A 25750-nucleotide genomic window follows, 5' to 3' on the forward strand; every position below is an offset into this window, starting at 1 on the left:
ATGCCCGTCGATCTCCGTCCGCTCGCCGAAGAAGGCCTCGCCGAGTTCATCGCGCGCAGTAACGCCGAGTACCGCCGCGAGCGCATCGAGTCCGGGGACAGCCCCGAGTACGCCGACGAGCGCGTGGCGTCGTCGAACGAGCAGTACTTCCCGGGCGGCGTGCCCGCCGAAGGGCAGCTCGTCTTCGACGTGCTCGCCCCGGGAGAAGCCGGTTCCGACCCCGAGGTCGTGGGCGTGCTCTGGCTCGGGGTGATCGACCCGGTGCGGCCGACCGAGTGGTGGGTGTTCGACATCGAGATCGCCGAGGAGCACCGCGGGCACGGCTACGGCCGGGCCGCGATGCTGCTCGCCGAGCGCGTCGCCGCCGAGCACGGCGCCACGAAGCTCGGGCTGAACGTCTTCGGCCACAACACCGTCGCGCGCGGCCTGTACGACTCGCTGGGCTACGAGGTCACGGCGACGAACATGGCGAAGCCGCTGTGACGCAGAAGAGGGGGAGGCAGGGCATGCCGGCACACGCCGAACCGCCGCGCGGGCGGATCGAGGGGCCGTGGAGCTCGAGGCTGCGGGCGGGGGCGCCCGGCGCATCCGTCGATCTCGGCGAGTTCGACACGGGAGCGACCCCCGGCGTGCTCGACAAGGACGACGGGGAGGCCAGCTTCCGCGGCACCGGCAAGTCGCTCGCGCGGATGCAGGAGCAGCTGTTCGCCGCGAGCACCGTGAGCGGCGGGGCGACGGCTCGTTCGGTGCTGCTCGTGCTGCAGGGCATGGACACCTCGGGCAAGGGCGGCGTGGTGAAGAAGGTGGCCGGCTCGGTCGACCCCCAGGGCGTCTCGCACCACGCCTTCAAGGCGCCGACCGAGGAGGAGCGGGCGCACCCGTTCCTCTGGCGCGTCGAGCGGCAGCTGCCGGCGCCCGGGCAGATCGGGGTGTGGGACAGGTCGCACTATGAGGACGTGCTGGTGCCGAGGGTGCGCGGCACGCTCTCGACCGCCGCCATCGACGACCGCTACGCGACCATCAACGCCTTTGAGCGGCAGCTGGTCGAGGCCGGCACGACGATCGTGAAGGTGTTCCTGCACCTGGGGTACGAGGAACAGCGCAAGCGGTTGCTGCGGCGGCTCGACCGCCCGGACAAGCACTGGAAGTTCAGCCCCGGCGACGTCGACGACCGCGCGCACTGGCCGGCCTTCCAAGAGGCGTACGAGGCGGCGCTGTCGGCCACGAACACCGAGCCCGCGCCGTGGTTCGTGGTGCCGGCCGACCACAAGTGGTTCTCGGCGCTCGCCGTGCAGCAGCTGCTCGAGGAGGCGCTGACCGGGCTGCAGCTGGGGTGGCCGGCGGCGTCGTTCGACGTCGAGCGGGAGCGGGAGCGGCTGCTCGCGACGTGAGCGTCCGCGGCGGGTGCCTGCCCCACGCGACCTCGGGTATCGTACGAGCTCGGGTATCGTTCGAGAATGAGCCAGGGCCTCCGCCGCCGCATCGCCCTCGGCGACGGGCGCGGACTGGCCTACCGGGTCTACGGCGACCTGCGTGGGTCGCTCGTGCTGAGCTGCCACGGCGGGCTGATGAGCGGCCTCGATGCCGCCACCGGTGACGCGGTCGCCCGCTCGCTCGGCATCGCCCTCGTCTCGCCAGACCGCCCGGGCATCGGCGGCAGCTCGCGGAGCCCCGGCCGCACCCCGCTCGCCTGGGCCCGGCACGACGTCGCCGCCCTGCTCGAGCACCTCGCGTCGCCCGCCGGCGGATCCCTCGACACGGATCGCTTCGCGGTCACCGGCTGGTCGGAGGGTGGGCAGTACGCTCTCGCCGTGGCCCGCGCCTTCCCTTCCCGGGTGTCGGCCGTCGCGGTCGTGGCGGGCGCGCTGCCGCTGGAGGACCCGGCCGTGTTCGCCGAGCTCAACCGCACCGACAAGCGCGTCGCCGGGCTGTCGCTGCGGGCACCCCTGCTGGCCGCCATGGGCTTCGCGGCCACCCGGCGCATCGCGCGGGCCTTCCCGCGACTGACCGCCGAGGCCTCGGGGGCCGCGCTCGACGCGAGCGACACCCGGCTGCTCGCCCGGCACTCGGCCTGGTTCGCCCGCTGCGTCGCCGAGGGCGTCGCCGACCCGCTCGGCGCCGTCGACTCCTACCGCGCATTCGTGGGGCCGTGGGGCTTCCCGCCCGGCGAGGTGACGGTGCCCGTCGTCGTGCACCAGGGCTCGGCCGACCGCCTCATCCCGGCGTCCTGGGCCTCCCGCCTGGTCGACGAGCTCCCGGATGCCCGCCTCCGCCGCTACCCGTCCGAGGGCCACTTCATCGTGCTGAGCCGTCGCGCCGACGTCCTGGCGTCCCTCCTCACCCCTGCGTGACCGGCGCGGCCGGGGCGGGGACGCGGGGGCGGAGGCAGAGGGCCAGGAGGAGGGCGCCGACGGCGGCGCAGCCGACGTAGACGAGGGCCAGGGGCACCTGGTCCCGATCGGGCAGCACGGCCGCCGCACCCATCGTGGCCGCGACCACGAGGTAGCAGACGGCGCTGGTGAGGCCGCCGATGAGGCCGAGGTTGCGGTCGAAGAGGCCGAGGGCGAGGCCGTAGGCGAGCGGGCAGAGGGCCCCGCAGCCGAGCATCACGAGCATGCCGCCGATCGTGATGAACAGCACGTCGGGCCCGACGGTGAGGCCGCTGACGAGCAGCACCGCGGTGCCGGCGACGAAGAAGGCGAACGCCGAGAAGCCGAGCACGCGCGGTGACAGCCGGGTGGCGAAGGCCCCGGTCGCGAGTTCGCCGGCCAGGTTGGCCGCACCGATGACCAGGGCGATGCCGCCGTAGGCGATCGACGACAGGCCGAGCACGTCCTCGTAGAGCAGCGGGGCGATGATGCCGAACAGCAGCTGGGCGCTGGCGAACACGGCGAACGCGAGCGTCAGGCCCACGAAGATCTTGCGGCGCAGCGTCGTGCCGAGCACCCGGATGATCGCCTTCGGCACGATCGGCTGGGCGCCGGCCGGGTCGAGCGTCTCGGGGAGCATCCGCCACACCACCAGCAATGCGATGCCGGCGAGCGCGGCCACGAGCACGAAGATGTCCCGCCACGACCCGACGGCCAGGATGAAGCCGCCGATCGCGGGCGCGATCACGGGGGCGAGGCCCCAGGAGGCGCCGAGCAGGCCCGACAGCGAGGTGAGTTTCGGGCCGCGGGTGGTGTCGGCGGCGATGGCGTAGACGAGCACCATGCACGCGCATCCGCCCACCCCCTGGAGGAATCGCAGCACCAGCAGCACCGCGATGTCGTTCGTGAAGGCGATGCCGACGCTCGTCACGAGGAGCAGGGCGAGGCAGGTCAGGAGTGTCGGCCGGCGGCCTTTCGCATCGGCGATCACGCCGACCGGGATGAGGCCGAGGCTCATGCCGAGCACGTAGACCGCCACGGTGTTCTGCACGAGCGTCGACGTGGTGCCGAGCTCGGTGACCATCGTCGGGATGGCCGGCGTGTAGATGTCGATCGGCGCCTGGCTGAGCGGGATGACCCCGAGCAGGATCGCGACGAGAACGCGTCGGCTCGGCATGCGGGGGCCTGGCCGCTGGGGGCCCCGGCGCGTGGCGGTGCTGTCGGTCATCCGGTCTCCCCTGGTCGCTGCGGTCAGCCTAGGGGCGGGGACGGTGGGCGGCCTGCCCCAGAAGGGGTGCAGGTCCCGGGTGGCCCGCCCGCCGTCTCGGCCGGACCGCGGGGCTCAGCGGGCGAGCGGCGCGTGGGTCAGCATGTCCTTCACCATCGGCACGACCTCGGAGCCGTAGAGCTCGACGGCGCGCAGCCGGGCGCTCATCGGGGTCGATCCGGCGCCGTAGATGAGGTCGAACCGGCCGACGTCGAGCGAGCGGATGGCCGCGGCGATCCGCCGCGCGACGGTCTCGGGTGAGCCGATGTACATCGAGCCGGTCGCCACCTCGCGGTCGAACTCCGCGCGGGTGATCGGCGGCCAGCCGCGGAGCGCCCCGATGCGGTCGCGCATCACCCGGTAGTGCGGCCAGAAGATCTCGGCCGCCTGCTCGTCGGTGTCGGCGATGAAGCCGGGCGAGTGCATCCCGACCGCGTGCGGGGTGGTGCCGAACTGCTCGGCCGCTCGCTGGTAGAGCTCGACGAACGGGGCGAAGCGCTCGGGGGAGCCGCCGATGATCGCGAGCATCATGGGCAGCCCGTGCTTCGCGGTGCGGATGACCGACTGCGGTGATCCGCCGACGCCGACCCAGGCCGGCAGCCGCCCCGACGCGGTCTTCGGGAAGACGTCGGCGTTCTCGAGGGCGGCGCGCGTGGTGCCGCTCCAGGTGACCGGCTTCTCGTCGAGGAGCTTCACGAACAGCTCGAGCTTCTCCTCGAAGAGCACGTCGTAGTCGTGCAGGTCGTAGCCGAACAGCGGGAACGACTCGGTGAACGAGCCGCGCCCGAGGATGACCTCGGCCCGCCCGTTCGAGAGCGCGTCGACCGTGGCGAAGCGCTGGAACACCCGCACCGGGTCGTCCGAGCTCAGCACGGTCACGCCCGAGCTCAGCCGGATGCGCTTCGTGCGGGTGGCGATACCGGCGAGCACGGTCTCGGGGGAGGAGATCGAGTACTCGGGGCGGTGGTGCTCCCCGAGCGCGATGACGTCGAGGCCGAGCTCGTCGGCCAGCACCGCCTCGTCGAGCACCTGGCGGATCGCCTCGGGGTGGGTGGCGAGGGTGCCGTCGTCGCGCTGGGGCACGTCGCCGAAGGTGTCGAGGCCGAATTCGATGGACATCTGCGCTTCTCTCTGATGGTGCCGACGGCAGGCTGTGCCGGTGATTGACGTATCAACTACCGGTACGCTTGAGCTATTCCCACCTCAGGAGGAGCCATGGACGATCGGCCCGCACCCAGCCGGCGCTCGCCGGACGCCCGGCAGCTCGCCGCCTGGCGGAGCTACATCGAGGCCTCCGAGCGGCTGCGCAGCGTCGTCGCGTCGCGGCTGCTCGCGGAGTCGGGGTTGTCGGCGGGCGACTATGCGGTGCTGCTCGCCCTCTTCGACGCCGACGGCGGCCGGCTCCGCTCCTCGCCGCTCGCCGACGCGGTGGGCTGGGAGCGCAGCCGGCTCTCGCATCAGCTCGGGCGGATGGAGAAGCGAGGCCTCGTCGAGCGGATGCCCAGCCCCGACGACAACCGCGGGGCCGAGGTGGTGCTCACCGCTCTCGGCCGCTCGGAATTCCGGGCCGCGTCGTCGCCGCACCTCCGCGCCGTGCGCCAGCTGTTCGTCGATGCGCTGACGCCGGCCCAGCTCGATGCACTGGTCGAGGCCTCGGAGGCGCTGGACCGGCACCTGGCCGGGCTTCGCGCGGAGCCGCCGGCATCCGCTGAGTAGGGAAGCGTTCGGGCCGGGCGGGTGTTGACTCGAGGCATGGCACAGAAAACCTGGTTCATCACCGGAGCGTCCCGCGGTTTCGGCCGCGAGTGGGCGCTCGCCGCCCTCGAGCGAGGGGACAGCGTGGCCGCGACCGCGCGCGACACCTCCGCCCTCGCCGAGCTGGTCGACCGCTACGGCGACCGCTTCCTCCCGCTGCAGCTCGACGTGAACGACCGCGAGGCCGACTTCGCCGCCGTCACCGAGGCCTACGACTACTTCGGCCGTCTCGACGTCGTGATCAACAACGCCGGCTACGGCCAGTTCGGCTTCATCGAGGAGCTCAGCGAGAAGGAGGTGCGCGACCAGTTCGAGACGAACGTGTTCGGCGCGTTCTGGATCACGCAGGCCGCCCTGCCGTATCTGCGCGAGCAGGGGTCGGGCCACATCATCCAGGTGTCGTCGATCGGGGGCATCTCGGCGTTCCCGAACATCGGCGTCTACAACGCGTCCAAGTGGGCGCTCGAGGGGTTCTCGCAGGCGCTCGCCCAGGAGGTCGCCCCGTTCGGCGTGACCGTCACGCTGGTGGAGCCGGGTGGGTTCAGCACCGACTGGGGCGGAGCATCCGCCAAGCACGCGGAGCCGCTCGAGGACTACGCCGCCGTGAAGGAGGCCGCCGCCGAGGCCCGCAAGTCGCGTGTCGCCTCACCGGGCGACCCGACGGCGACGGGCGAGGCCATCCTGCGGATCGTCGACGCCGAGAAGCCGCCGCTGCGCGTGTTCTTCGGGCGCACCCCGATCGAGACGGCGAAGGCCGACTATGCGGGGCGCATCGCGGAGTGGGAGCAGTGGAACGACGTGTCGGTGCTGGCGCAGGGCTGAGCGCCCCCGTCTGCGTGCTCGGGGCGTGATCGCTCACGGTCGGAGCGCTGGGGGTCTGAGCGCTTGGAATTCGAGCGCTTGGGCGATGTCGTCCTGCACCAGGTCGTAGTTGATCACCGTGGCCGCGGTGAGCCCTGATGCCGCGGCCACGATGACGAGTGCGCCCGCGTTCGCCGAGTTGCCCGCCACCCACACCCCGGGCACCGAGGTGAGGCCGGTGGGGTCGGATGCGGTCCATTCACCCATCGGGCCGGCGACCGTTTCGGCGCCCAGCTGTCGCAGCAGCTCGTCGTTCGGCACGAGCGCCCCGCCGGTGAAGACGGCGTCGGCTTCGAGCGTGCTCCCGTCGTCGAGGGTGAGCCGGAGCGGTCGCTCCCGCGTTTCGTCGATGCGTTCGACGCGCACCACGTCGTTCTCGCCCACGCGGATGCCCCGGGCCGCGAACCCGCGCAAGGTCTCGGTCTCGAGCTCGGCGGTGACGCGGCCGACGATCGTCACGTCGTCGCTCAGCTGGCGCATCAGCTCGGCCTGGTGGGAGGCGCGGGCGGAGGCGGCGATCACCACCACGCGGGAGTCGCGTGCCTCCCAGCCGTCGCAGTAGGGGCAGGCGACGGCGCCGCGGCCCCACTGCTCCTGGAGGCCGTCGATCGGGGGGAGCTCGTCGCGGAGGCCGGTGGCGATGACGATTCTTCGCCCCTTCAGGGTGCGGGTCTCGGCTTCGCGGGTCTCGCTGGCGGCTGTCTCGACCATGACCTCGAAGGCGCCGGCGCTTCCGGTCGCGGTGATCGCGCGTCCCTCGAGGATCGTGGCGCCGTAGCCGCGCACCTCGTCACGGCCGATCCGGAGCAGCTCGGCCGGGTCGAAGCCGTCTCGGGTCAGGAAACCGTGCATGTGGGCGGTGAAGCGGTTGCGGGGCTCTCCGGCGTCGACCACGACCACGCGGCGGCGGGAGCGGGCCAGGACCAGGGCGGCGTTCAGTCCGGCTGCTCCGCCGCCGACGACGATGACATCGAATTCGTTCTCGTTCATGGGTCTACTGTCGTCGCGGATGGCTCTCGCGGCAAAGTAGATTGCTGATCCGGCAAGGCCAGGCCATGTCGGAAACGAGCATTAATCAGCTGTTTCTGATAGAATCTCAGTATGAGTTCAGTCGCCCGAATCCTTGAGATGGCCGCCGGTGTCTGCGGCCGTTCCGGCGCGGGTCTGGCGGGTCTCGGTGATGACGAGTTGCTCGAATTGATGGCTGCCTATGAGGTGCTCGGGCGCGCAGTGTCGGCGCAGCAGGTTCGGCTCGCCGGCGAGGTCGGGGTGCGTTCGCGCACCGAGCTCGGTGACGAGGGGCTCAGCCGGTCGCAGAACTTCACGACGCCGGTCGCGCTCGTCGCGAAGGTCACCGGGGCGTCGGCGCGGGCATGCAAGGCCCGGCTCGACCTCGGTCGGAAGCTCCGCGGCGCCGTGCTGCTAGGTGGCGGCGAAGGGCCTGCGCCGTTCCCGGTAGTGGCCCGCGTGCTCGACGAGGGCGTGCTCGGCGTGGAGGCAGCAACGGCCATCGTGGGGCGGTGCAACGAACTGGCCGATCGGGGATGTTCGGCCGACGTGGTCGCGACCGCCGAGGAGACCCTCGTCGACCAGACCATCGCATGCCGGCTATCGGCCGATGAGACGGCCAAGCTCGCCATTCACCTGCGCGAGGTGCTCGACCCCGACGGCGCCGAGCCACGTGACGAGGTGTTGCAGATGCAGCGGTCGTTGACGATCGCGCTGGCGCCGGATGGGATGTACCGGGGGAAGTTCGCGCTGGCGCCTGAGCAGGGCGGGGTGTGGATGTCGAGCATCCAGGCGTTGCAGAGCCCCCGCGTGGCCGGGCCGCGGTTCGTCGATGGCGACGAGTACGTGATCGCGGATGGTCGCACGCAGGCGCAGAAGAATGCCGACACGGTGACCGAACTGATCGCCCGCGCCGCCGGTGCTGACGACATGCCCCGCATCAACGGTGCCATCGCCACCGTCAACGTGCACATGACACTCGACGACCTCGAGAACGGGCGCGGGGTCGGGTGGATCGACGGAATAGACCAGCCCGTCCCCGCCTCCACTGTCGCTCAGCTGCGATGCTCGTCGCCGGTCGCGGCGACGCTGTTCGGCGACAAGGGCGAGGTGCTCTTCCACGGCAAGGCGAAGCGCCTCTTCACCGCCGCCCAGAACCGGGCGCTAGCGGCACGAGACGGCGGGTGCGTGTGGCCCTCCTGCGACCGGCCACCCTCGTTCTGCGAAACACATCACGCGAACGAATGGGTGTCGGACGATCATCCACCCGGAAGAACCGACATCGACAACGGCGTTCTGCTCTGCCACTTCCATCACTCCCACCTGCACAAATCGCCATGGAAGCTGACCATGCACGACGGGGTGCCGCATCTGATTCCGCCCAGATGGGTAGACACGGAACAGAAGCCGATTCCGACCACCCGGCGTCGCACCATCCAGCGACCCGCCGCCTAGCCAGCCACCATTTTCCGAGGGCAAGCGCGAAGCGCGCGGCAGCACACACGGCTGCCGCGCGCTCACGCGCTTGCCCGAGATGGTCATGGCTGAGTTGTCGAGGAGGGCCGGTGGGTCGGCGCGGTCAGGCGACGCCGCCGAGGGCGCCGATCAGGCGGAGCTGGTTCTCACGGTCGACGCCCTGGGCGTGGAACGTGCCGTCGGGCGTGAAGTAGGCCACGAGACCGTCGGGGTTCGGGTGGCCCCAGGTCCTGAGGTGCTTCTCGAGGTCTTTGACGTAGTAGCGGGCCTCGCCCTCGACGGTGCGCTTCTCGGTGTGCTCCGAGGCGTCGAGCTGCTGGGCGCTGGGGCGGGGGAGGTCGTCGTGATCGCTCATGCTGCGAGCCTAGAACTGGTTCGGTGCGGCAGGATGGGGGCGTGATCACCGAGTCGCAGGGCGCGCGCATCGGCGCCCGGCTGCGTGCCGCGCGCACCGGGCGTGAGCTGACGCTTGCCGCGCTCTCGGCCGACACCGGCATCTCGGCCAGCACCATCTCGCGCCTCGAGGCGGGCAAGCGGCAGCCGAACCTCGAGCTGCTCATCCCGCTGGCCGCGGCTCTCGAGGTGACCATCGACGAACTGGTGACGGATGCGGTGCCCGACCCGCGCATCCGGGGACGTCGCACGCACCGGCCGGGGGTCACCACCGAGCTGCTCTCCCGCGAGAACGCGCCGATGCAGACCGTGCGGATGACGCTTCGGCCGAGCTCCGAGGAGGTCGCGCTGCGCACGCACGAGGGCTTCGAGTGGCTCTACGTGCTGAGCGGGCGGCTGCGCCTGCTGCTCGGCGACCACGACCTGGTGCTCGCCGAGGGCGAGGCGGCCGAGTTCGCGACGCGTGTGCCGCATTGGCTCGGCTGCGCCGACGACGAGCCCGTCGAGCTGATGTGCATCTTCAGCCGGGACGGGGAGCGCATCCACGTGCGGGCGCAGACCGAGCCCGACCGGCGCGCGGGGCGCTGACCCGGACCGAGCCGGGCTGCGCCCGCGCATAGGCTTGCGCCTACTTGCCGACCTTGTCGTCGGCCGCCTGCTGGACCTTGTCGATCTGGTCGTCGAACTTGCCGCCCGTGGCCTTGTCGGCCGCGTCGCCCGCCTTGTCGATGCCCGTGTCGGTGGCCTTCTCGCCCTTGTCGCTGTCGGCCAGGTCCTTCGCCTTGTCGCCGAGGTCGCCGAGTCCCATGATCGTGCTCCTTCCGAGCCTCCCGCCGGTCGGGTGGCGTCTGCGGGGCACGGTACGCCGCCGGGCATCCTCCGCCAGGGGCTTGCGGAGGGGCCGGGCCGTTGTCAGCCATGCGCCGTACGCTCGGGGGATGGAGCGAGCGCGAGCGACAGAGCCCACCGGGGCGGCCCGGGCCGGGGCTGCGGGCAGCGGTGAGCTGCGGTTCGAGGGTCGCATCGCGGGGTTCGGCAGCGCATCCGGAACCCGTGTCGTGATCGGAATGTGGGAGCGCTCGCCGTTCGGCCGCTTCGCCGACGCGATGATCGAGAACGCCGCCGGCCACCGCACGCTGCTCGCGCCCTCGGAGGTGGTCGCGGCGTTCGTGTCCGAGACGTATGAATTCGACGAGGTGCGGGTGGTGCCGGTGTCGTGGCGACGCATCTCGGGCGGCCTGGCCGTGCGGGCGGGCGACGACGGCTCGGCACTGACGGCGCGCATCGCGGTGGGCGACGTGCCCCCGCTCGGGCGGCTGCTGCGTTCGGTGCCGCGACGGCTTGCGACCGACGTGCGCTGGCTCAGGATGCTCGACCCGCTCGCCTCGCGCCTCGTGCCCGGTGTGCACACCGCCGGTTCGGCCGGGCGCGGGCGCCGCGAGTTCTACGGGGTCACGACGATGCGCCGCATCGCCTGGGCCGAGGCGACGGTCGACGGGGAGCCGCTCGGCGCCTTCGCGGCGCTCGACCCGGCCGTGCGCTTCGGCTTCGGATCGGCGCCGCCCGAGCCGCACCTGGTCGACCTCACGACGGTCATCCACCTGCCGCGTCGCTGACCGGTTGCGCCGCAGCTCAGGCGGGGGAGTCGCTCAGGAGGGCGAGCCCGCGAAGACGTAGACCCAGGCGAGCTCGCCGGTGTCGAGCGGCAGCTGCACGCGTTCGTAGTCGTCGACCTCGTAGGCGTCGGCCGCCGCGAGCTCGTCGGGGCTGAGCTCGACGACCGTCCCGGGCACGGGCGGGGCGTCGGGGTCGGGCACGAGCAGCGGATGCCGGTCCGAACCGCTCGCGGCGATCACCGCCGGGTCGGAGATCGCCAGCCACTCCTGCGCGTACCCCACGATCGACGCGTCGCGGCCCTCGATCAGGCGGCCGAAGACGGCCTGCTGCACAGACTCCTGGCGGAGGGTGCCGTAGGAGAACAGCAGCTGCGCATCCGTCGCCCGCCCGGTCTCGTCGCTCATGCAGCGAGTCTACGAGCCGGGCCCGGCAGGGCCGAGCCGGGCCGAGGCCGGTCGGAGCCGGTCGGAGTCGGGTGGCGCCGGGCGAGACGCTCAGATCGTCGCGACCGAGCCCGCATCGACGCGGTAGTTCGAGCCGTTCACGAACGAGGCGCGGTCGGAGCAGAGGAACGCGATCACCGCGGCCACCTCCTCCGGCTCCCCGCGGCGCTTCAGCTCGAGGTACGGCCGCTCCTCGTCCAGGAATGTGGCGATCGCTTCGTCGACCGAGGTGCCCCGCTGGTCGGCGCGCTTCTGCATCATCGCGTCGGTCATCGGCGTGTGGATGAAGGCCGGCGACACCGCGTTCACCAGCAGCCCCTCCGTCGCGTAGCTGCGCGAGAGGCCCTTGGCGAGCGCGAGCACACCGGCCTTGGCGGCGCAGTAGGGGAGCTCGTCGTCGTAGGGCTGCACGGCGTCCTCGCTGGCGGTGAGCACGATTCGGCCCCAGCCGCCCTTCCGCAGCGACGGGAGGAACGTGCGAACGAGTCGCACGGGCCCGAGCAGGTCGGTTTCGATGGTGCTCGTCCAGCCCTCGTCGTCGATCTCGTGGAACAGGCCCTGCGCCCCGGTGATGCCGGCGCACTGCACCAGGATGTCGATGTCGCCCACCGCATCCTGAACCTGCTCGTGCAGGGTCGAGAGGTCGTCGAGGCGGGTGATGTCGGCGGGGAAGCCGTGCAGCGTCGCGCCCTGGCGCGGAGTCGGCAGCTCGGCGAGGGCTCCCTCGAGCTTCGCGGGGTCGCGGTCGGTGATGACGACCGAGGCGCCCTCCTCGAGCAGCAGCTTCGCGGTGTGCCAGCCGATGCCCGAGTCTGCACCGCTCACGAGGGCGGTCTTGCCGGAGATGCCGAGGTCCATGCGGCCGACGCTACGCCGGGCCGCGCGGGCACGCACGGGGTGGGCGCTCAGGCTTTCGGGGGGTGGGCGACCTACCGGGTCGGGCCCGATCGGGGTTCGATGAGAAGCGGATGCCCGAACACGGAAGGCGGCGACATGCAGCAGGGAGTCACGCTCGACGGCCGGTCCGGGGGCGACGCCGCCCTCGACGCGCTGTTCGCGGCGGCGCTCGGAGCGGCGGGCCCTCAGGACGCGGCGCCACGTGCGGCGGGTGGAGCCGGCGAGGCCGATGGCTCTGATGCAGCCGGTGCTGCCGCGACGGGCGGTTTCGCCAGATGGCTCCAGCGGTGGAACGCCGGGGGCGGTGTCGTGCCGGCGGTGGAGCTCGCCCGGCGGGTGGGGGCGGATGCTCCGGCGCCTGGCCGAGGCCGCACCGCCGACTACTTCGAGACGTTGGCGACGCTGGCTGCGGCGGACGTGTCCGTGGCGCGGGTGGTCGAGCCGCAGCTGGACGCGCTCGCGATCCTGGCCGAGTGCCCCGACCCCGTCGACCTCGCCGCCATCGGTGCCGGCGCCGGCAGCACCTGGGGCGTGTTCGCGGCCGAGGGCCCCGGGGCGCGGCTCACGGCGGTTCCGGATGCGCGGGGCTGGGTTCTGAGCGGCACGAAGCCCTGGTGCTCCCTCGCCGGTGACCTGAGTCACGCGCTGGTGACGGCTCACGTGGAGCTTCCCCACGGCGGGAGCGAGCGGCGGTTGTTCGCGGTGGCGCTGCAGCGGGGTGGGGTGGTCGTGCATCCGGAGGCCTGGGTCTCGCGGGGGATGCCCACCGTGCCGAGCGGCCCCGTGGACTTCGACGCCGTGCCCGCCGTGCCCGTGGGGGCGCCGGGGTGGTACCTGGAGCGGGACGGCTTCGAGTGGGGCGGCATCGGCGTCGCCGCGTGCTGGTTCGGCGGGGCGGTGGGTGTGGCGCGGCGGGTGCTCGATGCCGCCGGCCGCCGTGACGACGACCTCGGGGCGCTGCACGCCGGCCGCTGCGCGGCGGCTCTCTTCGCGGCCCGCTCGGTGCTCGCGGCGGCCGCGACCCGGATCGATGCGACTCCGGTTGGTGCGTCCCGGATCGACGCGTCCCGCATCGACGCGCCCGGCTTGGGGCGGGACGAGGCGCGGGAGCTGGCACAGGGGGTGCGAAGCGTCGTCCGCGAGGCCTGCGAGACCGTGCTGCGCGAGGCCGCGCACGCGCTCGGGCCCGCGCCGCTCGCGCTCGATGCCGCGTACGCGGCGCGGGTCGCCGACCTCGAGCTGTACCTGCTGCAGGATCATGGCGCCCGCGACGAGCTGCGCCTGGGCCGGATGCTCGTCGAGCGCGCACGACGGGAGGCCGGCGCGGTGGCGCCGGGTGTCGAGGAAGGGATCCGATGAGCGGCTTCACGCATCAGGACCAGGGCACCGACGAAGAGCGATGGGCTGGGGCCCTCGCCGAACGGGGCGACGCGCAGCCCGAGATCGGCGTCGGCGAGCTGGCGGAGTTGGGGCACCTCGTGGTGGTGGCCGCGCATCCGGATGACGAGACTCTCGGCGCCGCCGGGCTGCTCGCCCGCGCCTACGCCGCCGGGGTGCGCACGACGGTGATCGTCGCGACCTCGGGGGAGGCCTCGCACCCCGCGTCGACGACGCATCGGCCCGAGGAGCTCGCCCGGCTGCGCGAGGAGGAGACGGCCGCGGCCGTGGCGTCGATCGACCCCGGGGCGACGGTCGCGTTCCTGCGCGCTCCCGACGGCCGGCTCGGCGAGCCGGAGTACCGCGAGGCACTCACGGCCGCGCTGCTCGCGGCGGTTCACGGCAGCGGCACCGGCCCGGCCGAGGCGCCGGGCGAGTCCCCGGTCGACGAGCCGGTCGAGTCCCCGATCGACGAGCCGATCGACGAGCCATCCGGTGCCGGCGCAGAATCGGATGCCGACGGCACTGGCGACGCGGCTCCCGTCGCCGAGACCTGGTTCGTCGCCCCGTGGAACGGTGACCGCCACCCCGACCACGAGGCCGCCGCCGCGGCGGTGGCCGAGGCCGTGCGGCGGCTGGCCGACGAGGCGGGCGGGATGAGCATCCGGAGCCTGGCCTACCCCGTGTGGCTCTGGCACTGGGGCGCGCCCGACGGCGACGACCTGCCGTGGGCCGCGCTCGTGCGCCTGCCGCTCGACGACGCGACGCTCGCGGCGAAGCGCAGGGCGCTCGCCGTGCACCGCAGCCAGGTCGAGCCGCTGAGCGATCACACGGGTGACGAGGTGCTGCTGCATCCGGGGATGCTCGCGCACTTCGAGCGGCCGTTCGAGCTCTTCGTCGATGTGCCGGTCGAGGCCCCGGCCGAGAGCGACGCCGAGACACCGGCCGAGCAGCCCGAGGCGCCGCGCGACGCGAGCGCCCGCTACTTCGACGCCCTGCACGAGTCCGCCGACGACCCGTGGGGCTTCGAGTCGCGCTGGTACGAGGAGCGCAAGCGGGCGATCCTGCTCGCGAGCCTGCCCGATCGCGAGTACCGGGAGGTTCTCGAGGTCGGCACCTCGACGGGGGTGCTCTCGCGGGAACTCGCAGCTCGCGCATCCGCTCGTTTCGTCGGCGTCGACGTCTCCGAGGTGGCTTTGGCGCGCGCCGCCGAGCGCAACCGCGACCTGCCGCACGCCACTTTCGAGCGGATGACCGTGCCCGCCGACTGGCCCGACGGCACCTTCGACCTCGTCGTCGTGTCCGAGGTCGGCTACTACCTCGACCCGGCGTCGCTCACCGCACTGTTCGACCGGATCGCCGCCGCCCTCGCCCCCGCCGGCGCCCTCGTGCTCTGCCACTGGCGGCACACCATCGTCGACCGCGCGCTGACCGGCGACGACGTGCACGCCGTGCTCGAGCGGCGGCCCGAGTTCGTGCGGCTCGCCCGCCACCTGGAGGAGGACTTCGTGCTCGATGTCGTCGTGCGCCCACCGGCCGTCTCGATCGCGGCGCGGGAGGGGCTCGCGTGATCGGGGCGATCGACGTGGTGATCCCGGCCCGGGACGAGGAGGAGTCGCTCGGTGAGTGCATCCGCGCGGTGCTGGCGAGCCGGAAGGCGCTGCTGCACCTCGACCCGACGCCGCTGGTGCGCTGCCGGGTGGTCGTCGTGCTGGATGCGTGCGTCGACAACTCGATCGACGTCGCCGAGTCGTTCGGCGACGCGGTGACCGTGCTCGAGTCGACCGCCGGGAACGTCGGGCAGGCCCGCGGGATCGGCGTGCGGCACGCTCTCGCGGGCTTCGACCGGCCCGACGAGCAGTGGATCTGCACCACCGACGCCGACACCGTCGTGCCCGCCGACTGGCTGATCGACCACTTCTCGGTGGCGCAGTCGGGGGCCTACGTGGGGCTCGGCCGGGTCGAGCCGCGGGGCGACCGGCTGCCGCCCGAGGCGCTCGCCGCGTGGCACCGGGCGCACGACGACGAGGCGGTGCGGCACGTGTACGGGGCGAACCTCGGCGTGCGTGCGGATGCCTATCTGCGGGCGGGTGGGTTCCCGCCGATCCGGGTAGGCGAGGACGAGGAGCTCGTTCGGGCGATCGAGGGGCTCGAGTCCCACGGCACCGAGCCGGCCGGCGGGCGCATCGCGACCGTCGACGGGGTCGCGGTCACGTCCGACCGCCTCGACGGGCGCACCTCGGGCGGCTTCGCGGGCTTCCTCCGCCGCCTCGTCGACTAGGGGCGGATGCGCGGCCGGGCAGGAGCGGCGTGCGTCACGATGCGTCAGCGAGGATGGCTGATGCGCGGTCGGCCGGGACGCCGAGCAGCAGCAGGCTCGACGTCGTCGCGGCGCGCGCGTCCAGCCCATCCAGTGTCAGGTCGTGGTCGGCGATCGTGAAGAGGGCCGACCACGCGACCTGCGCGAGTACTGCGGCGGGCAGGTGCCGGCCGAACTGTCCCGCATCCTGCCCCCGCTCCACGAGCTGGGCCAGTGTCCGGTCCACCGGCGTGAGCAGTGCGTGGATGTCCGGGCCGAACGGACCCCGGCGGAGGACGACGAGAACCCGGTACCGGCGCACGAGCGGCCAGACCCGGTCGAGGAAGGCCACCCAGGTCGCATCCGCCGGACCGCCGTCGTCGACCGAGGCGAGCACCACCTCGATCTCCCCGGCCGCACGGCGAGTGAGTGCCAGAACGAGGTCGGACCGCGACGGGAAGTAGCCGTACACCGTGCGCCGAACCACTCCGGCGGCGGTTGCGATCGCATCCATTCCCGCGTTCGGGTCGCCCCCGAGCACGTCGGTCGCCGCGTCGAGAATCCGTTCCTCGGTGGTCGTCACGTCTCCTCCTCGCGTCCGCCGTCCGTCCCGATCGATCATTGCACACACGTGTGCAAAACGCTTATCCTCGATTGCACAGCGGTGTGCAATCGAGCGGACCGGAACGATGAGCAGGGGAGAACCACCCATGAGCGACACCAGATCTGCAGCCGACGACGAGATCCGCCCGTTCCGCATCGCGGTGCCGGACGTCGACATCCTCGACCTGCACCGCCGACTCGACGCCACGCGCTGGCCCGACCCCGAGACCGTCCCGGACGGCTCCCAAGGGGTCCGCACGGAGCAGGCCCGGGCATTGGTGGACTGGTGGCGGCACCGCTACGACTGGCGCCGAACGGAGACCAGGCTCAACAGCTTCCCCCAGTTCACGACGGTCATCGACGGGCTCGAGGTGCACTTCCTCCACATCCGGTCCCCGCACCCGAACGCGCTCCCGCTGCTCCTGACCCATGGTTGGCCGGGTTCTGTCGCGGACTTCGCAGACCTCATCGGACCGCTGACCGACCCCGTCGCATCCGGTGGCCACGCCGAGGACGCGTTCGACGTCATCGTTCCGTCCCTGCCCGGCTTCGGCTTCTCCGGCAAGCCGACCGCACCCGGGTGGAGCGTCGACCGGATCGCGGCAGCCTGGGCGGTGCTCATGGATCGACTCGGCTATCGGGAGTGGGCGGCCCACGGCGGAGACTGGGGAGCGGCGGTCACCACCGCGCTCGGTGCCAGGCGACCGGACGGACTGCTCGGCGTGCACCTCAGCACGCCTTACGCCTTTCCGGCGGAGATCCCGAGCGCGTTGAGCCCGGCGGAGCGACGAGCTGTGGACGGCCTCGCCCAGTACGCGGGGTCGCTCGGCGGTGCGAACCACGTGCAGGGCACCGTTCCGCAGACCGTCGGCTACGGACTCGCCGACTCTCCGGCGGGCCAGGCGGCCTGGATCTGGGACAAGTACGAGTCCAAGACCGACAACGCCGGTCGAGCCGAGGACCCCATCGCCATCGACCGCATGCTCGACACCATCGCGATCTCGTGGTTCACGAACAGCGCGGCGTCCTCGGCCCGCATCTACTGGGAGAACCGCACGGCGACGATGGCGGGTCCACACCTCGATCTCCCCGTCGCCGTGACAGTCTTCCCGCGGGACATCCCCGTGCTGCCGAGGACCTGGATCGAGGACGCGTACAGCGACCTCGTGCACGTCGGGGAGGCGGAGCGCGGCGGACACTTCGCCGCACTGGAGATGCCCGCGTTCCTTGCGAGCGAGATCCGGACCGGGCTGCGCGGGCTGCGAGCCTAGGTGAGGTGTCGGTCGGTCGGCGGGGCCTCGGGTCAGGCCGCCGACCAGCCGCCGTCGGAGGGGAGGATCGCGCCGTTGACGTTCACCCCGTCGTCCGAGAGCAGGAACGTGATCGACGCGGCCAGCGCGTCGGCCTCGACGGCGTCGGGCAGGATCGCCATGGCCTGACGCACCCGCTCCGCGCCGAGCGGCGACGCGAAGCGCGCCTCGATGTTCGTGATCGTCGGCCCGGGCGCCACCGCGTTCGCGCGGACGCCCGACGGCCCGTACATGAACGCCGTCGACTTCGTCAGCCCCGCGACCGCGTGCTTCGAGGCGGTGTAGGCGGCGCCGGCGGCCGAGCCGCGGAGGGCCGCCTCCGAGGCGACGTTCACGATCGAGCCCTTGCCCTGAGCGAGCATCACGGGGATCACCGCGCGGGTCAGCTTCATCGTCCCGGTCACGTTGATCGCGAAGACCCGGTTCCAGACCTCGTCGGTGACCTCGCCGACGGGCGTCATGTCGTCCATGATCCCCGCGACGTTCGCGAGACCGTCGATCCGCTCGCCCGCGGCCGACACGATCGCCGCGATGGCCTCGTCCGAGGTGATGTCGCCCGCGACGGGCGTGATGTCGGCCTCGGGTAGTGAGGCGGCGAAGTCGTCGAGGCGCTCGGCCGAGATGTCGACGGCGATCACGCGTCCGCCCTCGCGCGCGACCCGCGAGGCGGTGGCCCGGCCGATGCCCGAGCCGGCACCCGTCACGATCACGGTCTGGCCGGCGAAGCGCCCGCCGTCGAGCCGCTCGACCCACTCCGGCCGCTCGACGGGCACGAGGCCCTCCTCGGTGCTGCCGAGGTCACCGGCGGTGCGCTGGTCTCCGGATGCTCCCGCACCCCCGGCGGCACTCCCGGCCTCCCCCGAACCCGCCCCGTCCGGCACCTCGCCGGCGGCGGCCCGCGCGACGAGCTGCTCCACGAGCTCCGCGGGGAACTGCCCCTTGCTCAGGGTGACCAGCCGCTTCAGCGCCAGGCGCCGAACGGGCCGCAGCGCATCCGCGTCCTGTCCGCCCTGGGCCAGCAGTTCGCGCATGAGAGGGCCGCCGATCGGATGCTCGAGCCAGGTGGCGATCGAGGAGTCGGCGCTGAGGGGAGCGGAGGAGGACGGCATGGTGGTCTCGCTTTCTCGGGTGATGACACGGTCGGACGAGGCGAGTCGGCGGCCGTCCTCGGCACCCCCCGCCTGACGGGCGGCGACTCGAACGAGCAACCGGACAACCTTGTCCGCTAGTAGGCTACACGTCGTGCCCACGGCTCCGAAACCCAATCGCGGCCCGAGTGCCGGGCCCGGCAATCGACGGGCGCTGATCGCGGCGGCCCGCGAGATCTTCGCGGGTGACGGCTACGCGGCTCCCCTCAGCTCGGTGGCCCGCCGGGCCGGCGTCGGGCAGGGCAGCCTGTACCGCCACTTCCCCGACCGGGTGGCGCTCGCGATCGCGGTCTTCGACGAGAACATCACCGAGCTCGAGGCGCTGGCCGCGCATCCGGAGACCACCGTCGACGCGCTGCTCGACGGGGTCGTGGCCCAGGCGCTGGTATCGACGGCGATGATCGACATGATCCGCGCCGAGCGCGACGACGACCGGGTCGACCATCTGAGCGAGCGGATGCTGCGCGTCGTCGGCGAGGTCGTCTCGCGCGAGCAGGCGGCCGGGCGGGTGCGGGCGGGGGTGTCGGCCGACGACGTGTTCCTCGTGGTGTCGATGCTCGCGGGGCTGCTCGCCACGACCCCGGAGGCGCAGCGGGCGGCAGCGGTGGCCCGCGCGCGCGAACTGCTGCGCCCGGCACTCGACCCGCGCTGATCCGCGACCGTGGCTCAGGAGCGGGCGCGGTGAGGGTGGCGCGCGCGGGTGCGTGCGCGGCGGCGCGCGAGCAGCGCCGAGCCGAAGGCCCAGGCGGCGTACCCGAACAGCGCCACCACCACGATCGGCACGATCAGAGCCCGCGCTTCGCCGTTGACCGCGGTGTTCACCCAGCCGAGCAGCGGAACGCTGTACCAGAGCACCCCCACGATCTGCACCTCGCGCACGGGCTGCTCGTCGACCGCGTCGTTGTTGTCGCCCCTGGTGCGGAAGGTCGTCGAGCCGTCGGTCGCGAAGGTCTTCTCGACCACGCGGTGGCTGACCACTCCCGGCTTGCCCGACTCGATCTGGTAGGTCACGACGTCCCCGAGCCGGATCTCGCCGACCGGCTCCGGCTTCACGATGATCAGCGTTCCGGGCGGCAGCCCCGGCTCCATCGACTGAGTCAGCACGGTCAGCGGCCGGCCGCCGACGGCGAGCGGCAGCAGGATCGTCACCACGGCCAGCCCCAGCACGAGCACGAGCAGCCCCGCGCTCAGCCCGACCCCGATCGCGTGCAGCACCCCGCGCTCGCGGGACGGCGCCTCGAGCACGCGCCGGCCGGTCATCGTGGCCGCTCCGGGTCGTCGCGGCGGGATCGCGCGGCGCCGATCCGCAGCGCCACGACGAGGCCACCGCTCACGGCCAGCGCCGCACCCCAGAGCAGCGCGGCCAGTGGCGGCAGGGCCCCGGTGTCCGACAGCAGCCCGCCGGGACCCGCGCCGGGCCCGTCGGGCAGCCCCGGGACAGCGACGCCCGCCCCGCACGAGCCGGCGTCGGCGGCCTCGGCGGCCTGGTCGCGGAGGGACGCGGTGAAGTCGAGCGTCGCGCGCGCGTCGTGGCCGACCCGGTCGGGCGTCGCCGCCGAGAAGGAGAGCGAGACCGCGACGGCGACCAGCTCGCCGGGCTCGAGCACCGGGCCGCGGAGGAGCACCGCGCAGTCGGCGGCGTCAGCGAACGGCACTGCGCCCGCATCGAGCGGGGGGATGGCGGCGGAGACCCGGAGGGCGTCGGCGAACCCGGCGACGGTGGCGCGGGCATCCGTCGCGTCGATGCGCAGGGTGGCCGGCACGTCGCCGTCGTTGCGCACCCAGAGCGTCTCGGTGACGACGTCGCCCGGCACGATCACGGGCGGCGCCGCGAACAACGGCTCGGCCGGGGCGTCGTCGTACCGTTCCCCGTCGACGCTGACCACGATCCCTTCGCTATCGGCCGCTCCGGCCGCGGGCAGACCCGTTGCCGCCACGGCCGCAGGCAGATCCGATGCCGCCACCGGGGCCGCCGCCACCGCGAGCAGCGCCGCCGACGCGGCGACCACCGCAGCACCCGCACGACGACGACGGCGAGCCATGTCAGGCCACCTGCCGGCCGTCGATCGAGAGGGTAAACGCCGCGGGCGCTGCGCCGGCCGCGGCCGCCGGGGCCGACGCCGGCAGCGTCACGCCGACGCAGATCCGGGCGTTCGCGCCGGGCGCCACCCGCACCGCGAGATCGGTGGGTGTCGACGAGGCGAACGTCCCCTGCCAGGCCGTCGGCACCGCCGGGCAGCTGCCGGTCGTGATCGCCGACACGTGAACGGTCAGGGCCGAGGAGAAGGTGGTCGCCGTGCCGGTCAGGGCGAGCCCCGCGACCCGCACCGACAGCGGCACCTGTCCCGAGTTGGTCACGACGGCGGAGCCCGAGACTGTCGCGCCCGGGTAGAGCGGGGTGGCGGCGAGCGACAGGGCCGTGCTGACTCCGAGTTCGGCGGTGCCCGAGCGCACGACCGCACCGGGGCTGGTGGCGGAGGAGTTCAGCAGCGCGAAGGTGCTGCCCGAGGCGACGGTGCCGAGGAGGACGGCGCCGCAGGCGAGGGCGGTCGCGACGAGCATCCGCTTCACCGGGGAGGGTGACGCGGAGGAGCCACGGAACGAGGATGGCTCCGGGCGACGCGCGCGAACGCGCCGCCCGGAGCCGCGGGGGGTCACGGGGTGACGGCGGGGGCGGTCTGCGACAGCGTCAGGGTGAGGTTGCTGAGGTTGACCGCGCCGAGCTTGGCCGCGTTCTCGGCGCCGGCGGTGTTGACGTTCGGGAACTTCAGCGCCACCGAGGCCGTGACGTTCTGGCTGACGCCCGCGGTGCCGGCGGTGACGGTGTACGTCGGGCCGGTGCCCGAGATGCCGGTGCCGGTCGCCGTCAGCGTGTTCGTGGCGCCCGCGTTCAGGTAGGCGGCCAGGGCGATGTCGGCGGTGTTGCCCGCGACGGCCGGGGCGATCGAGCCGGGCTGGATGCCGAGGGTCGCCACCAGGTTGTCGCCGACCGCGACGACGCTGAGGGTGTCGGTGTAGGTGAGGGTGTCGCCGGGCACGATGCGGTAGGTGGCGATGTTGACGACCGTGCCGTTCTGGTCGGTCCAGACACCCGGGCCGTCGGCATTGGAGACCGAGAGGTTGCCGGCGGTGATCGTGCCGCCCGCGACCTGCGCGGTGGAGTTCCAGAAGGCGAAGGTCCCGGCCCCTCCGAGAAGGAGCACGACTCCGGCTGCTGCGGCGATTGCGCCCTTGGTGAGCTTGTTCATGAGGGGAGATCCTTTCGCGCCACACCGTGCGGGCGCCTTTGAGCGACAGGTGTCGCGTGAGTTGTGGCTCGAGTGTGCCCAGCGGGGGTGGGCGTGGCCAAGGGCCTGGTGAGCGGATGTCGCACGGGTCATCGAAACTGTCGCCCACTGCACGGCACCTCCGAACCACTGGCCGCGGCGGCCTGCCCGGCGTAGGCAGGAAGGCATGAGAGCACTCACCTGGCAGGGAACGATGAAGGTCACCGTCGAAGACGTGGTCGACCCCGTTCTGATCGACGACACCGACGTGATCATCCGCGTCACCTCGACCGCGATCTGCGGTTCCGACCTGCACCTCTACGACGTGCTCGGGCCGTTCCTGGACAAGGGCGACATCCTCGGCCACGAGCCGATGGGCGTCGTCGAGCAGGTCGGCTCGGCGGTCACCCGGCTCGCGGTCGGCGACCGTGTGGTCATCCCGTTCGTGATCGCCTGCGGCCACTGCTTCATGTGCAAGCAGGGCCTCACCACCCAGTGCGAGACCACCCAGAACAGGGCCACCGACACGGGCGCCTCGCTCTACGGCTACACCGAGCTGTACGGCTCGGTTCCCGGCGGCCAGGCCGAGCTGCTGCGCGTGCCGTTCGCCGACTTCAACGCGCAGAAGGTCGGCAGCGAGCTGCCCGACGAGCGCTACCTGTTCCTGTCGGACATCCTGCCGACCGCCTGGCAGGGCGTCGAGTACGCCGAGCTGCCCGAGGGCGGCACCCTGGGCGTCATCGGCCTCGGCCCGGTCGGCCAGTTCGTCGCGCGCATCGCCCGGCACCGCGGCCACCGCGTGATCGCGGTCGAGCCGGTCGCCGAGCGTCGTGCCATGGCCGAGCGGCACGGCATCGAGACCCTCGACCTCACCGAGGACGTGGTCGACCGGCTGCGCGAGCTGACCGACGGCCGCGGGCCCGACTCGATCGTCGACGCCGTGGGCATGGAGGCGCACGGCAACCCGGCGGCATCCTTCGCGCAGTACGCGGTGGGCCTACTCCCGGATGCGGTGGCCAAGAAGGCCATGCAGACCTTCGGCAGCGACCGGCTGGCCGCCCTGCTGCTGGCCCTCGACGCCGTGCGGCGCGGCGGCACCGTCTCACTCTCGGGCGTCTACGCCGGAGCCGGCGACCCGCTGCCGTTCATGACCATGTTCGACAAGGGCATCACGCTGAAGATGGGGCAGTGCAACGTGCACCGGTGGCGCGACGACATCCTGCCCCTGGTCGAGGACCCGGCCGACCCGCTGGGCATCGACGACCTCGTTACGCACACCGTGTCGCTCGAGGAGGCGCCCGAGATGTACGAGCTGTTCAAGAACAAGCAGGACGGCTGCATCAAGGTCGTGCTGAAGCCGGGGCTGAAGGTCGCGGTCTAGAAGCGGGGCTGAAGGTCGCGGGCTAGAAGCTGGACGAGAAGCTGTAGAGGAACTGCACGAGCAGTCCGTAGCTGAACGAGCCGAACACCGAGACGAGCGCGGCGGCGCCGAGCGCGATGCCCGCCGCCGCGAACGTCTTGGAGAGCCCGCGGCGGGTGATCGCGACGATACCCAGCACGATCGCCGCGATCGCCAGCAGCGCCGACAGCACCCCGTTTACCGCCGAGACCGCGCCGAGGGCCTGCGGGTCGGCCGTCGTGATCACCGCGGCCTGGATGACGAGGAACAGCAGACCGAGCAGCGAGATCGCGGCGCCGATCAGCAGGGACGCGAGCCCGAGCGGGTTGCGGCCGGGCTTCGCGACGCGATCGTCGTGCGGCTGCGGCTGCGGCTGCGGCTGCCCTTGCGGCCCGCCCTGCGGCTGCCGGTACTCAGGCTGCGGGTACTCGCCGCTCACGAGCTGGTCTTCTTCAGCGCCTCGGGCTTGTGCACGGCCTCGCGCCCGCTCTTGTCGCTCTTCACGAGGTACTGCGGGTCGTCATCGGATGCCCGGACCGTCCGTCCCGCCGCCTCGGTGTCCGACGTGATCGACTTTTCGACCTCGCCGCTCGTGGTGGTGCCGTGGGTGGACCACTCGACGTGGTCGCCTTTCGAGAGTTTCTTCGCCATGGGCTGGACGGTACTCCCGTCGGGCCCCTCGCGCTCGAGCTTCACGAACACGACGCCCGCCACGATCAGAGCGCCGCCCATCAGCTGCAGCCAGGTCGGCACCTCGCCGAGCAGCAGCCAGGCGAAGAGCACCGCGAACAGCACCTCGACGAGCCCCACGAACGAGGCGACACGGGAGCCGAGGCGGATCGCCCCGATGATGCCCGTGAGGTAGGCGAACGCGGTGGCGACGAGCACGACCACGGCCATCGGCAGCATCCACGACACCTCGCCGACGAGCGGCATGTCGACCGGTTCGAACGAGAAGGTGAACGGCACGAGGCCGATCGCGCCGATGCCGCCGAGCACCAGCCCGCCCAGCACGAGCCCGGCACTGACGAGCGTGACCGGGGGGAGGTCGCCCGTCGGCAGGGCGGCGATCAGGTAGTAGCCCGCGAGGCAGAGCGCGGCGCAGAGCGCGAACACCACGCCGAGCACGTCGAGCCCGCCCGCGCCCGAGGGGTTGATCACCAGGGCGAGGCCGGCGACGCTGAGCACCGCGCCGACGATCGTCAGCAGCGCCGGTGGGATGCGCGTGCGCCCCCAGGCGAGCAGCACCAGCAGGATCGGCGCCGTGTACTCGATCAGCAGCGCGATGCCCACCGGCATGCGCGAGATGGCGGCGAAGTAGAACACCTGGGCGCCGATCACGGCGACGAGGCCGTAAGCCAGGATCAGGCGCCAGGCTGAGGCGAGCAGACCCCAGCGGCCGCGCAGGGCGACGAGGGCGGCGGGCAGCAGCACGAGGCCTCCGGCGAAGGCCCGCACGGCCACCGCCGCGGCGGGGGACCAGCCGGCGTCGAGCAGCGGTTTGACGAACGGGCCGCTCGTGCCGAAGGCGGCGGCTGCCGCGAGGGCGATGATCAGCCCCGAGGCGCGGTGTGTCGCGGGAGCGGGCATCCGCGCATCCTCTCGTCGTCATCGGGGCATCGCCCTGTCAGGAGTGTCAGGGCTTACGCTAGTGACAGTAACCCCCGATCTGTCAGGAGTCAACATGGTCTTTGCCTATGACACCGAAGCGACCCTCGTGTTCGCCTCGGCGCTGATCGACTCGACCGGGGGCATCTCGAACGGCAACCCCGAGGGCCTCGCCGACGTCGGTGACCTCGAGCGGATGCTCGACGAGCACGGCTACTCCGGACGGCGCGACCTCGACACGGCCGAACTGGACGAGGTGCGGGCGCTGCGGCCGGAGTTCCGGCGGTTCTGGGAGGTCTCGCGCGACGAGGCGGTGGCGCTGGTGAACGGCATCCTGCGTGACGCGCAGGCGCTGCCGCAGCTCGTGCGGCACGACGACTGGGACTGGCACCTGCACGCCACCGAGGCCGATGCGCCGCTGGCCACCCGGATGCGCGTGGAGTTCGCCATGGCGTTCATCGACGTCATCCGCTCCGACGAGTTCGACCGGCTGCGGGTGTGCGAGGCGAGCGACTGCTCTGCGGTGCTCGTGGACCTGTCGCGCAACCGGTCGAAGCGGTACTGCGACATCGGGAACTGCGGGAACCGGATGAACGTGATCGCGTATCGGGCTCGGCAGGCCGCCGAGGTTTAGCTCTCTCCTCGGGGCCTGGT

30 protein-coding genes are annotated in these 25750 nt (G+C 72.5%); 15 read left to right on the forward strand and 15 right to left on the reverse strand.

The features are described 5' to 3' along the window. The 3 genes from HQQ85_RS14040 (at position 1) to HQQ85_RS14050 (ending at position 2351) form a co-directional block, all read left to right on the forward strand. Positions 1-483 (forward strand): N-acetyltransferase, encoded by a 483-nt coding sequence (locus HQQ85_RS14040; protein WP_173183160.1) that lies wholly within the window; start codon positions 1-3, stop codon positions 481-483. A gap of 23 nt (positions 484-506) precedes the next feature. Continuing rightward, positions 507-1391 (forward strand): PPK2 family polyphosphate kinase, encoded by an 885-nt coding sequence (locus HQQ85_RS14045; protein WP_173183161.1) that lies wholly within the window; start codon positions 507-509, stop codon positions 1389-1391. A 66-nt stretch (positions 1392-1457) separates the two neighbouring features. Next, on the forward strand, positions 1458-2351 hold the full coding sequence (locus HQQ85_RS14050; RefSeq protein WP_173183162.1) for an alpha/beta fold hydrolase: 894 nt from the start codon (positions 1458-1460) through the stop codon (positions 2349-2351). Here HQQ85_RS14050 and HQQ85_RS14055 read toward each other — a convergent pair. Next, positions 2338-3597 carry an MFS transporter gene (locus tag HQQ85_RS14055; RefSeq protein WP_216851755.1) on the reverse strand — a complete coding sequence of 420 codons (1260 nt, stop codon included), beginning with the start codon at positions 3595-3597 and terminating at the stop codon, positions 2338-2340. The genes HQQ85_RS14050 and HQQ85_RS14055 overlap by 14 nt on opposite strands. A gap of 114 nt (positions 3598-3711) precedes the next feature. Beyond that, positions 3712-4755, reverse strand: a complete 1044-nt coding sequence (locus HQQ85_RS14060; protein ID WP_173183163.1) for an LLM class flavin-dependent oxidoreductase — start codon at positions 4753-4755, stop codon at positions 3712-3714. A 96-nt stretch (positions 4756-4851) separates the two neighbouring features. On the opposite strand from HQQ85_RS14060, the gene HQQ85_RS14065 reads away from it, so the two are divergent. Together HQQ85_RS14065 and HQQ85_RS14070 are read left to right on the forward strand one after the other, a co-directional pair. After that, positions 4852-5352 (forward strand): MarR family winged helix-turn-helix transcriptional regulator, encoded by a 501-nt coding sequence (locus HQQ85_RS14065; RefSeq protein WP_173183164.1) that lies wholly within the window; start codon positions 4852-4854, stop codon positions 5350-5352. Between the two features lie 36 nt (positions 5353-5388). Then, positions 5389-6213 (forward strand): SDR family oxidoreductase, encoded by an 825-nt coding sequence (locus HQQ85_RS14070; protein WP_173183165.1) that lies wholly within the window; start codon positions 5389-5391, stop codon positions 6211-6213. A gap of 33 nt (positions 6214-6246) precedes the next feature. Here the strand turns inward: HQQ85_RS14070 and HQQ85_RS14075 are convergent, their stop codons facing one another. Beyond that, positions 6247-7242 (reverse strand): NAD(P)/FAD-dependent oxidoreductase, encoded by a 996-nt coding sequence (locus tag HQQ85_RS14075; protein WP_173183166.1) that lies wholly within the window; start codon positions 7240-7242, stop codon positions 6247-6249. A 111-nt stretch (positions 7243-7353) separates the two neighbouring features. Between HQQ85_RS14075 and HQQ85_RS14080 the strand changes: the two genes are divergently transcribed. Then, on the forward strand, positions 7354-8715 hold the full coding sequence (locus HQQ85_RS14080) for an HNH endonuclease signature motif containing protein (protein WP_173183167.1): 1362 nt from the start codon (positions 7354-7356) through the stop codon (positions 8713-8715). 124 nt (positions 8716-8839) lie between these two features. On the opposite strand, the gene HQQ85_RS14085 is transcribed toward HQQ85_RS14080, so the two are convergent. Continuing rightward, the gene (locus HQQ85_RS14085; RefSeq protein ID WP_173183168.1) at positions 8840-9091 is read right to left on the reverse strand and encodes a hypothetical protein; all 252 of its coding nucleotides are present in this window, start codon (positions 9089-9091) and stop codon (positions 8840-8842) included. 41 nt (positions 9092-9132) lie between these two features. Here HQQ85_RS14085 and HQQ85_RS14090 point away from each other — a divergent pair, with 41 nt between their 5' ends. After that, complete coding sequence (locus tag HQQ85_RS14090) at positions 9133-9717, forward strand: XRE family transcriptional regulator (protein WP_173183169.1); 585 nt, start codon at positions 9133-9135, stop codon at positions 9715-9717. A gap of 40 nt (positions 9718-9757) precedes the next feature. On the opposite strand, the gene HQQ85_RS14095 is transcribed toward HQQ85_RS14090, so the two are convergent. Continuing rightward, complete coding sequence (locus HQQ85_RS14095) at positions 9758-9937, reverse strand: antitoxin (RefSeq protein ID WP_173183170.1); 180 nt, start codon at positions 9935-9937, stop codon at positions 9758-9760. Between the two features lie 130 nt (positions 9938-10067). On the opposite strand from HQQ85_RS14095, the gene HQQ85_RS14100 reads away from it, so the two are divergent. Next, entirely contained in the window at positions 10068-10745 is a 678-nt protein-coding gene (locus HQQ85_RS14100; RefSeq protein WP_254069467.1) for a hypothetical protein, read from the forward strand. 33 nt (positions 10746-10778) lie between these two features. On the opposite strand, the gene HQQ85_RS14105 is transcribed toward HQQ85_RS14100, so the two are convergent. Together HQQ85_RS14105 and HQQ85_RS14110 are read right to left on the reverse strand one after the other, a co-directional pair. Next, a complete protein-coding gene (locus HQQ85_RS14105; RefSeq protein WP_173183171.1) occupies positions 10779-11150 on the reverse strand; it encodes a gamma-glutamylcyclotransferase family protein in 372 nt (123 codons plus the stop codon). A gap of 90 nt (positions 11151-11240) precedes the next feature. After that, on the reverse strand, positions 11241-12047 hold the full coding sequence (locus tag HQQ85_RS14110; protein ID WP_173183172.1) for an SDR family NAD(P)-dependent oxidoreductase: 807 nt from the start codon (positions 12045-12047) through the stop codon (positions 11241-11243). Positions 12048-12182: 135 nt separating this feature from the next. On the opposite strand from HQQ85_RS14110, the gene HQQ85_RS14115 reads away from it, so the two are divergent. From HQQ85_RS14115 to HQQ85_RS14125, 3 genes are read left to right on the forward strand one after another with little or no spacing between them, the layout of a single operon-like run. Then, complete coding sequence (locus HQQ85_RS14115; RefSeq protein ID WP_173183173.1) at positions 12183-13445, forward strand: acyl-CoA dehydrogenase; 1263 nt, start codon at positions 12183-12185, stop codon at positions 13443-13445. After that, on the forward strand, positions 13442-15034 hold the full coding sequence (locus HQQ85_RS14120) for a PIG-L family deacetylase (protein ID WP_173183174.1): 1593 nt from the start codon (positions 13442-13444) through the stop codon (positions 15032-15034). The genes HQQ85_RS14115 and HQQ85_RS14120 overlap by 4 nt, the downstream gene beginning before the upstream one ends. Next, a complete protein-coding gene (locus tag HQQ85_RS14125; protein ID WP_173183175.1) occupies positions 15031-15744 on the forward strand; it encodes a glycosyltransferase family A protein in 714 nt (237 codons plus the stop codon). Before HQQ85_RS14120 ends, HQQ85_RS14125 begins: the two co-directional genes overlap by 4 nt. 34 nt (positions 15745-15778) lie before the next feature. On the opposite strand, the gene HQQ85_RS14130 is transcribed toward HQQ85_RS14125, so the two are convergent. Then, complete coding sequence (locus HQQ85_RS14130; RefSeq protein WP_216851756.1) at positions 15779-16345, reverse strand: TetR/AcrR family transcriptional regulator; 567 nt, start codon at positions 16343-16345, stop codon at positions 15779-15781. Positions 16346-16472: 127 nt separating this feature from the next. On the opposite strand from HQQ85_RS14130, the gene HQQ85_RS14135 reads away from it, so the two are divergent. Further along, positions 16473-17636, forward strand: coding sequence for an epoxide hydrolase family protein (locus tag HQQ85_RS14135; protein ID WP_173183176.1), 1164 nt, complete (start codon positions 16473-16475; stop codon positions 17634-17636). Positions 17637-17668: 32 nt separating this feature from the next. On the opposite strand, the gene HQQ85_RS14140 is transcribed toward HQQ85_RS14135, so the two are convergent. Next, positions 17669-18784 carry an SDR family NAD(P)-dependent oxidoreductase gene (locus HQQ85_RS14140; protein ID WP_173183924.1) on the reverse strand — a complete coding sequence of 372 codons (1116 nt, stop codon included), beginning with the start codon at positions 18782-18784 and terminating at the stop codon, positions 17669-17671. A 133-nt stretch (positions 18785-18917) separates the two neighbouring features. On the opposite strand from HQQ85_RS14140, the gene HQQ85_RS14145 reads away from it, so the two are divergent. After that, entirely contained in the window at positions 18918-19475 is a 558-nt protein-coding gene (locus HQQ85_RS14145; RefSeq protein WP_173183177.1) for a TetR/AcrR family transcriptional regulator, read from the forward strand. A gap of 14 nt (positions 19476-19489) precedes the next feature. Here HQQ85_RS14145 and HQQ85_RS14150 read toward each other — a convergent pair whose 3' ends face one another. The 4 genes from HQQ85_RS14150 to HQQ85_RS14165 form a co-directional block, all read right to left on the reverse strand. Continuing rightward, positions 19490-20083: a signal peptidase I gene (locus HQQ85_RS14150; RefSeq protein ID WP_173183178.1), complete on the reverse strand. Its 594-nt coding sequence runs from the start codon at positions 20081-20083 to the stop codon at positions 19490-19492. After that, positions 20080-20865 carry a hypothetical protein gene (locus HQQ85_RS14155; protein ID WP_173183179.1) on the reverse strand — a complete coding sequence of 262 codons (786 nt, stop codon included), beginning with the start codon at positions 20863-20865 and terminating at the stop codon, positions 20080-20082. The genes HQQ85_RS14150 and HQQ85_RS14155 overlap by 4 nt, the downstream gene beginning before the upstream one ends. A 1-nt stretch (position 20866) precedes the next feature. Continuing rightward, positions 20867-21385: a hypothetical protein gene (locus HQQ85_RS14160; RefSeq protein WP_173183180.1), complete on the reverse strand. Its 519-nt coding sequence runs from the start codon at positions 21383-21385 to the stop codon at positions 20867-20869. Between the two features lie 92 nt (positions 21386-21477). After that, positions 21478-22071 (reverse strand): alternate-type signal peptide domain-containing protein, encoded by a 594-nt coding sequence (locus HQQ85_RS14165; protein WP_173183181.1) that lies wholly within the window; start codon positions 22069-22071, stop codon positions 21478-21480. A 205-nt stretch (positions 22072-22276) separates the two neighbouring features. Between HQQ85_RS14165 and HQQ85_RS14170 the strand changes: the two genes are divergently transcribed. Then, positions 22277-23470: a zinc-dependent alcohol dehydrogenase gene (locus tag HQQ85_RS14170; RefSeq protein ID WP_173183182.1), complete on the forward strand. Its 1194-nt coding sequence runs from the start codon at positions 22277-22279 to the stop codon at positions 23468-23470. Between the two features lie 22 nt (positions 23471-23492). On the opposite strand, the gene HQQ85_RS14175 is transcribed toward HQQ85_RS14170, so the two are convergent. Both HQQ85_RS14175 and HQQ85_RS14180 read right to left on the reverse strand, forming a co-directional pair. After that, a complete protein-coding gene (locus tag HQQ85_RS14175; RefSeq protein ID WP_173183183.1) occupies positions 23493-23927 on the reverse strand; it encodes a hypothetical protein in 435 nt (144 codons plus the stop codon). Beyond that, positions 23924-25078 carry an HVA1 family protein gene (locus HQQ85_RS14180; RefSeq protein WP_173183184.1) on the reverse strand — a complete coding sequence of 385 codons (1155 nt, stop codon included), beginning with the start codon at positions 25076-25078 and terminating at the stop codon, positions 23924-23926. Before HQQ85_RS14180 ends, HQQ85_RS14175 begins: the two co-directional genes overlap by 4 nt. 94 nt (positions 25079-25172) lie before the next feature. On the opposite strand from HQQ85_RS14180, the gene HQQ85_RS14185 reads away from it, so the two are divergent. After that, entirely contained in the window at positions 25173-25730 is a 558-nt protein-coding gene (locus HQQ85_RS14185; RefSeq protein WP_173183185.1) for a CGNR zinc finger domain-containing protein, read from the forward strand. The last annotated feature ends 20 nt before the right edge of the window (positions 25731-25750 follow it).

This window comes from Herbiconiux sp. VKM Ac-2851 (assembly GCF_013205105.1).
Classification (GTDB): domain Bacteria; phylum Actinomycetota; class Actinomycetes; order Actinomycetales; family Microbacteriaceae; genus Herbiconiux; species Herbiconiux flava.

Excerpts from the sequence above, each read along its gene's own strand:
- HQQ85_RS14040 (WP_173183160.1), top strand. The coding sequence starts at position 1 with ATGCCCGTCGATCTCCGTCCGCTCGCCGAAGAAGGCCTCGCCGAGTTC.
- HQQ85_RS14045 (WP_173183161.1), top strand. The coding sequence starts at position 507 with ATGCCGGCACACGCCGAACCGCCGCGCGGGCGGATCGAGGGGCCGTGG.
- HQQ85_RS14050 (WP_173183162.1), top strand. The coding sequence starts at position 1,458 with ATGAGCCAGGGCCTCCGCCGCCGCATCGCCCTCGGCGACGGGCGCGGA.
- HQQ85_RS14055 (WP_216851755.1), bottom strand. The coding sequence starts at position 3,597 with ATGACCGACAGCACCGCCACGCGCCGGGGCCCCCAGCGGCCAGGCCCC.
- HQQ85_RS14060 (WP_173183163.1), bottom strand. The coding sequence starts at position 4,755 with ATGTCCATCGAATTCGGCCTCGACACCTTCGGCGACGTGCCCCAGCGC.
- HQQ85_RS14065 (WP_173183164.1), top strand. The coding sequence starts at position 4,852 with ATGGACGATCGGCCCGCACCCAGCCGGCGCTCGCCGGACGCCCGGCAG.
- HQQ85_RS14070 (WP_173183165.1), top strand. The coding sequence starts at position 5,389 with ATGGCACAGAAAACCTGGTTCATCACCGGAGCGTCCCGCGGTTTCGGC.
- HQQ85_RS14075 (WP_173183166.1), bottom strand. The coding sequence starts at position 7,242 with ATGAACGAGAACGAATTCGATGTCATCGTCGTCGGCGGCGGAGCAGCC.
- HQQ85_RS14080 (WP_173183167.1), top strand. The coding sequence starts at position 7,354 with ATGAGTTCAGTCGCCCGAATCCTTGAGATGGCCGCCGGTGTCTGCGGC.
- HQQ85_RS14085 (WP_173183168.1), bottom strand. The coding sequence starts at position 9,091 with ATGAGCGATCACGACGACCTCCCCCGCCCCAGCGCCCAGCAGCTCGAC.
- HQQ85_RS14095 (WP_173183170.1), bottom strand. The coding sequence starts at position 9,937 with ATGGGACTCGGCGACCTCGGCGACAAGGCGAAGGACCTGGCCGACAGC.
- HQQ85_RS14100 (WP_254069467.1), top strand. The coding sequence starts at position 10,068 with ATGGAGCGAGCGCGAGCGACAGAGCCCACCGGGGCGGCCCGGGCCGGG.
- HQQ85_RS14105 (WP_173183171.1), bottom strand. The coding sequence starts at position 11,150 with ATGAGCGACGAGACCGGGCGGGCGACGGATGCGCAGCTGCTGTTCTCC.
- HQQ85_RS14110 (WP_173183172.1), bottom strand. The coding sequence starts at position 12,047 with ATGGACCTCGGCATCTCCGGCAAGACCGCCCTCGTGAGCGGTGCAGAC.
- HQQ85_RS14115 (WP_173183173.1), top strand. The coding sequence starts at position 12,183 with ATGCAGCAGGGAGTCACGCTCGACGGCCGGTCCGGGGGCGACGCCGCC.
- HQQ85_RS14120 (WP_173183174.1), top strand. The coding sequence starts at position 13,442 with ATGAGCGGCTTCACGCATCAGGACCAGGGCACCGACGAAGAGCGATGG.
- HQQ85_RS14135 (WP_173183176.1), top strand. The coding sequence starts at position 16,473 with ATGAGCGACACCAGATCTGCAGCCGACGACGAGATCCGCCCGTTCCGC.
- HQQ85_RS14140 (WP_173183924.1), bottom strand. The coding sequence starts at position 18,784 with ATGCCGTCCTCCTCCGCTCCCCTCAGCGCCGACTCCTCGATCGCCACC.
- HQQ85_RS14150 (WP_173183178.1), bottom strand. The coding sequence starts at position 20,083 with ATGACCGGCCGGCGCGTGCTCGAGGCGCCGTCCCGCGAGCGCGGGGTG.
- HQQ85_RS14155 (WP_173183179.1), bottom strand. The coding sequence starts at position 20,865 with ATGGCTCGCCGTCGTCGTCGTGCGGGTGCTGCGGTGGTCGCCGCGTCG.
- HQQ85_RS14160 (WP_173183180.1), bottom strand. The coding sequence starts at position 21,385 with ATGCTCGTCGCGACCGCCCTCGCCTGCGGCGCCGTCCTCCTCGGCACC.
- HQQ85_RS14165 (WP_173183181.1), bottom strand. The coding sequence starts at position 22,071 with ATGAACAAGCTCACCAAGGGCGCAATCGCCGCAGCAGCCGGAGTCGTG.
- HQQ85_RS14170 (WP_173183182.1), top strand. The coding sequence starts at position 22,277 with ATGAGAGCACTCACCTGGCAGGGAACGATGAAGGTCACCGTCGAAGAC.
- HQQ85_RS14180 (WP_173183184.1), bottom strand. The coding sequence starts at position 25,078 with ATGCCCGCTCCCGCGACACACCGCGCCTCGGGGCTGATCATCGCCCTC.
- HQQ85_RS14185 (WP_173183185.1), top strand. The coding sequence starts at position 25,173 with ATGGTCTTTGCCTATGACACCGAAGCGACCCTCGTGTTCGCCTCGGCG.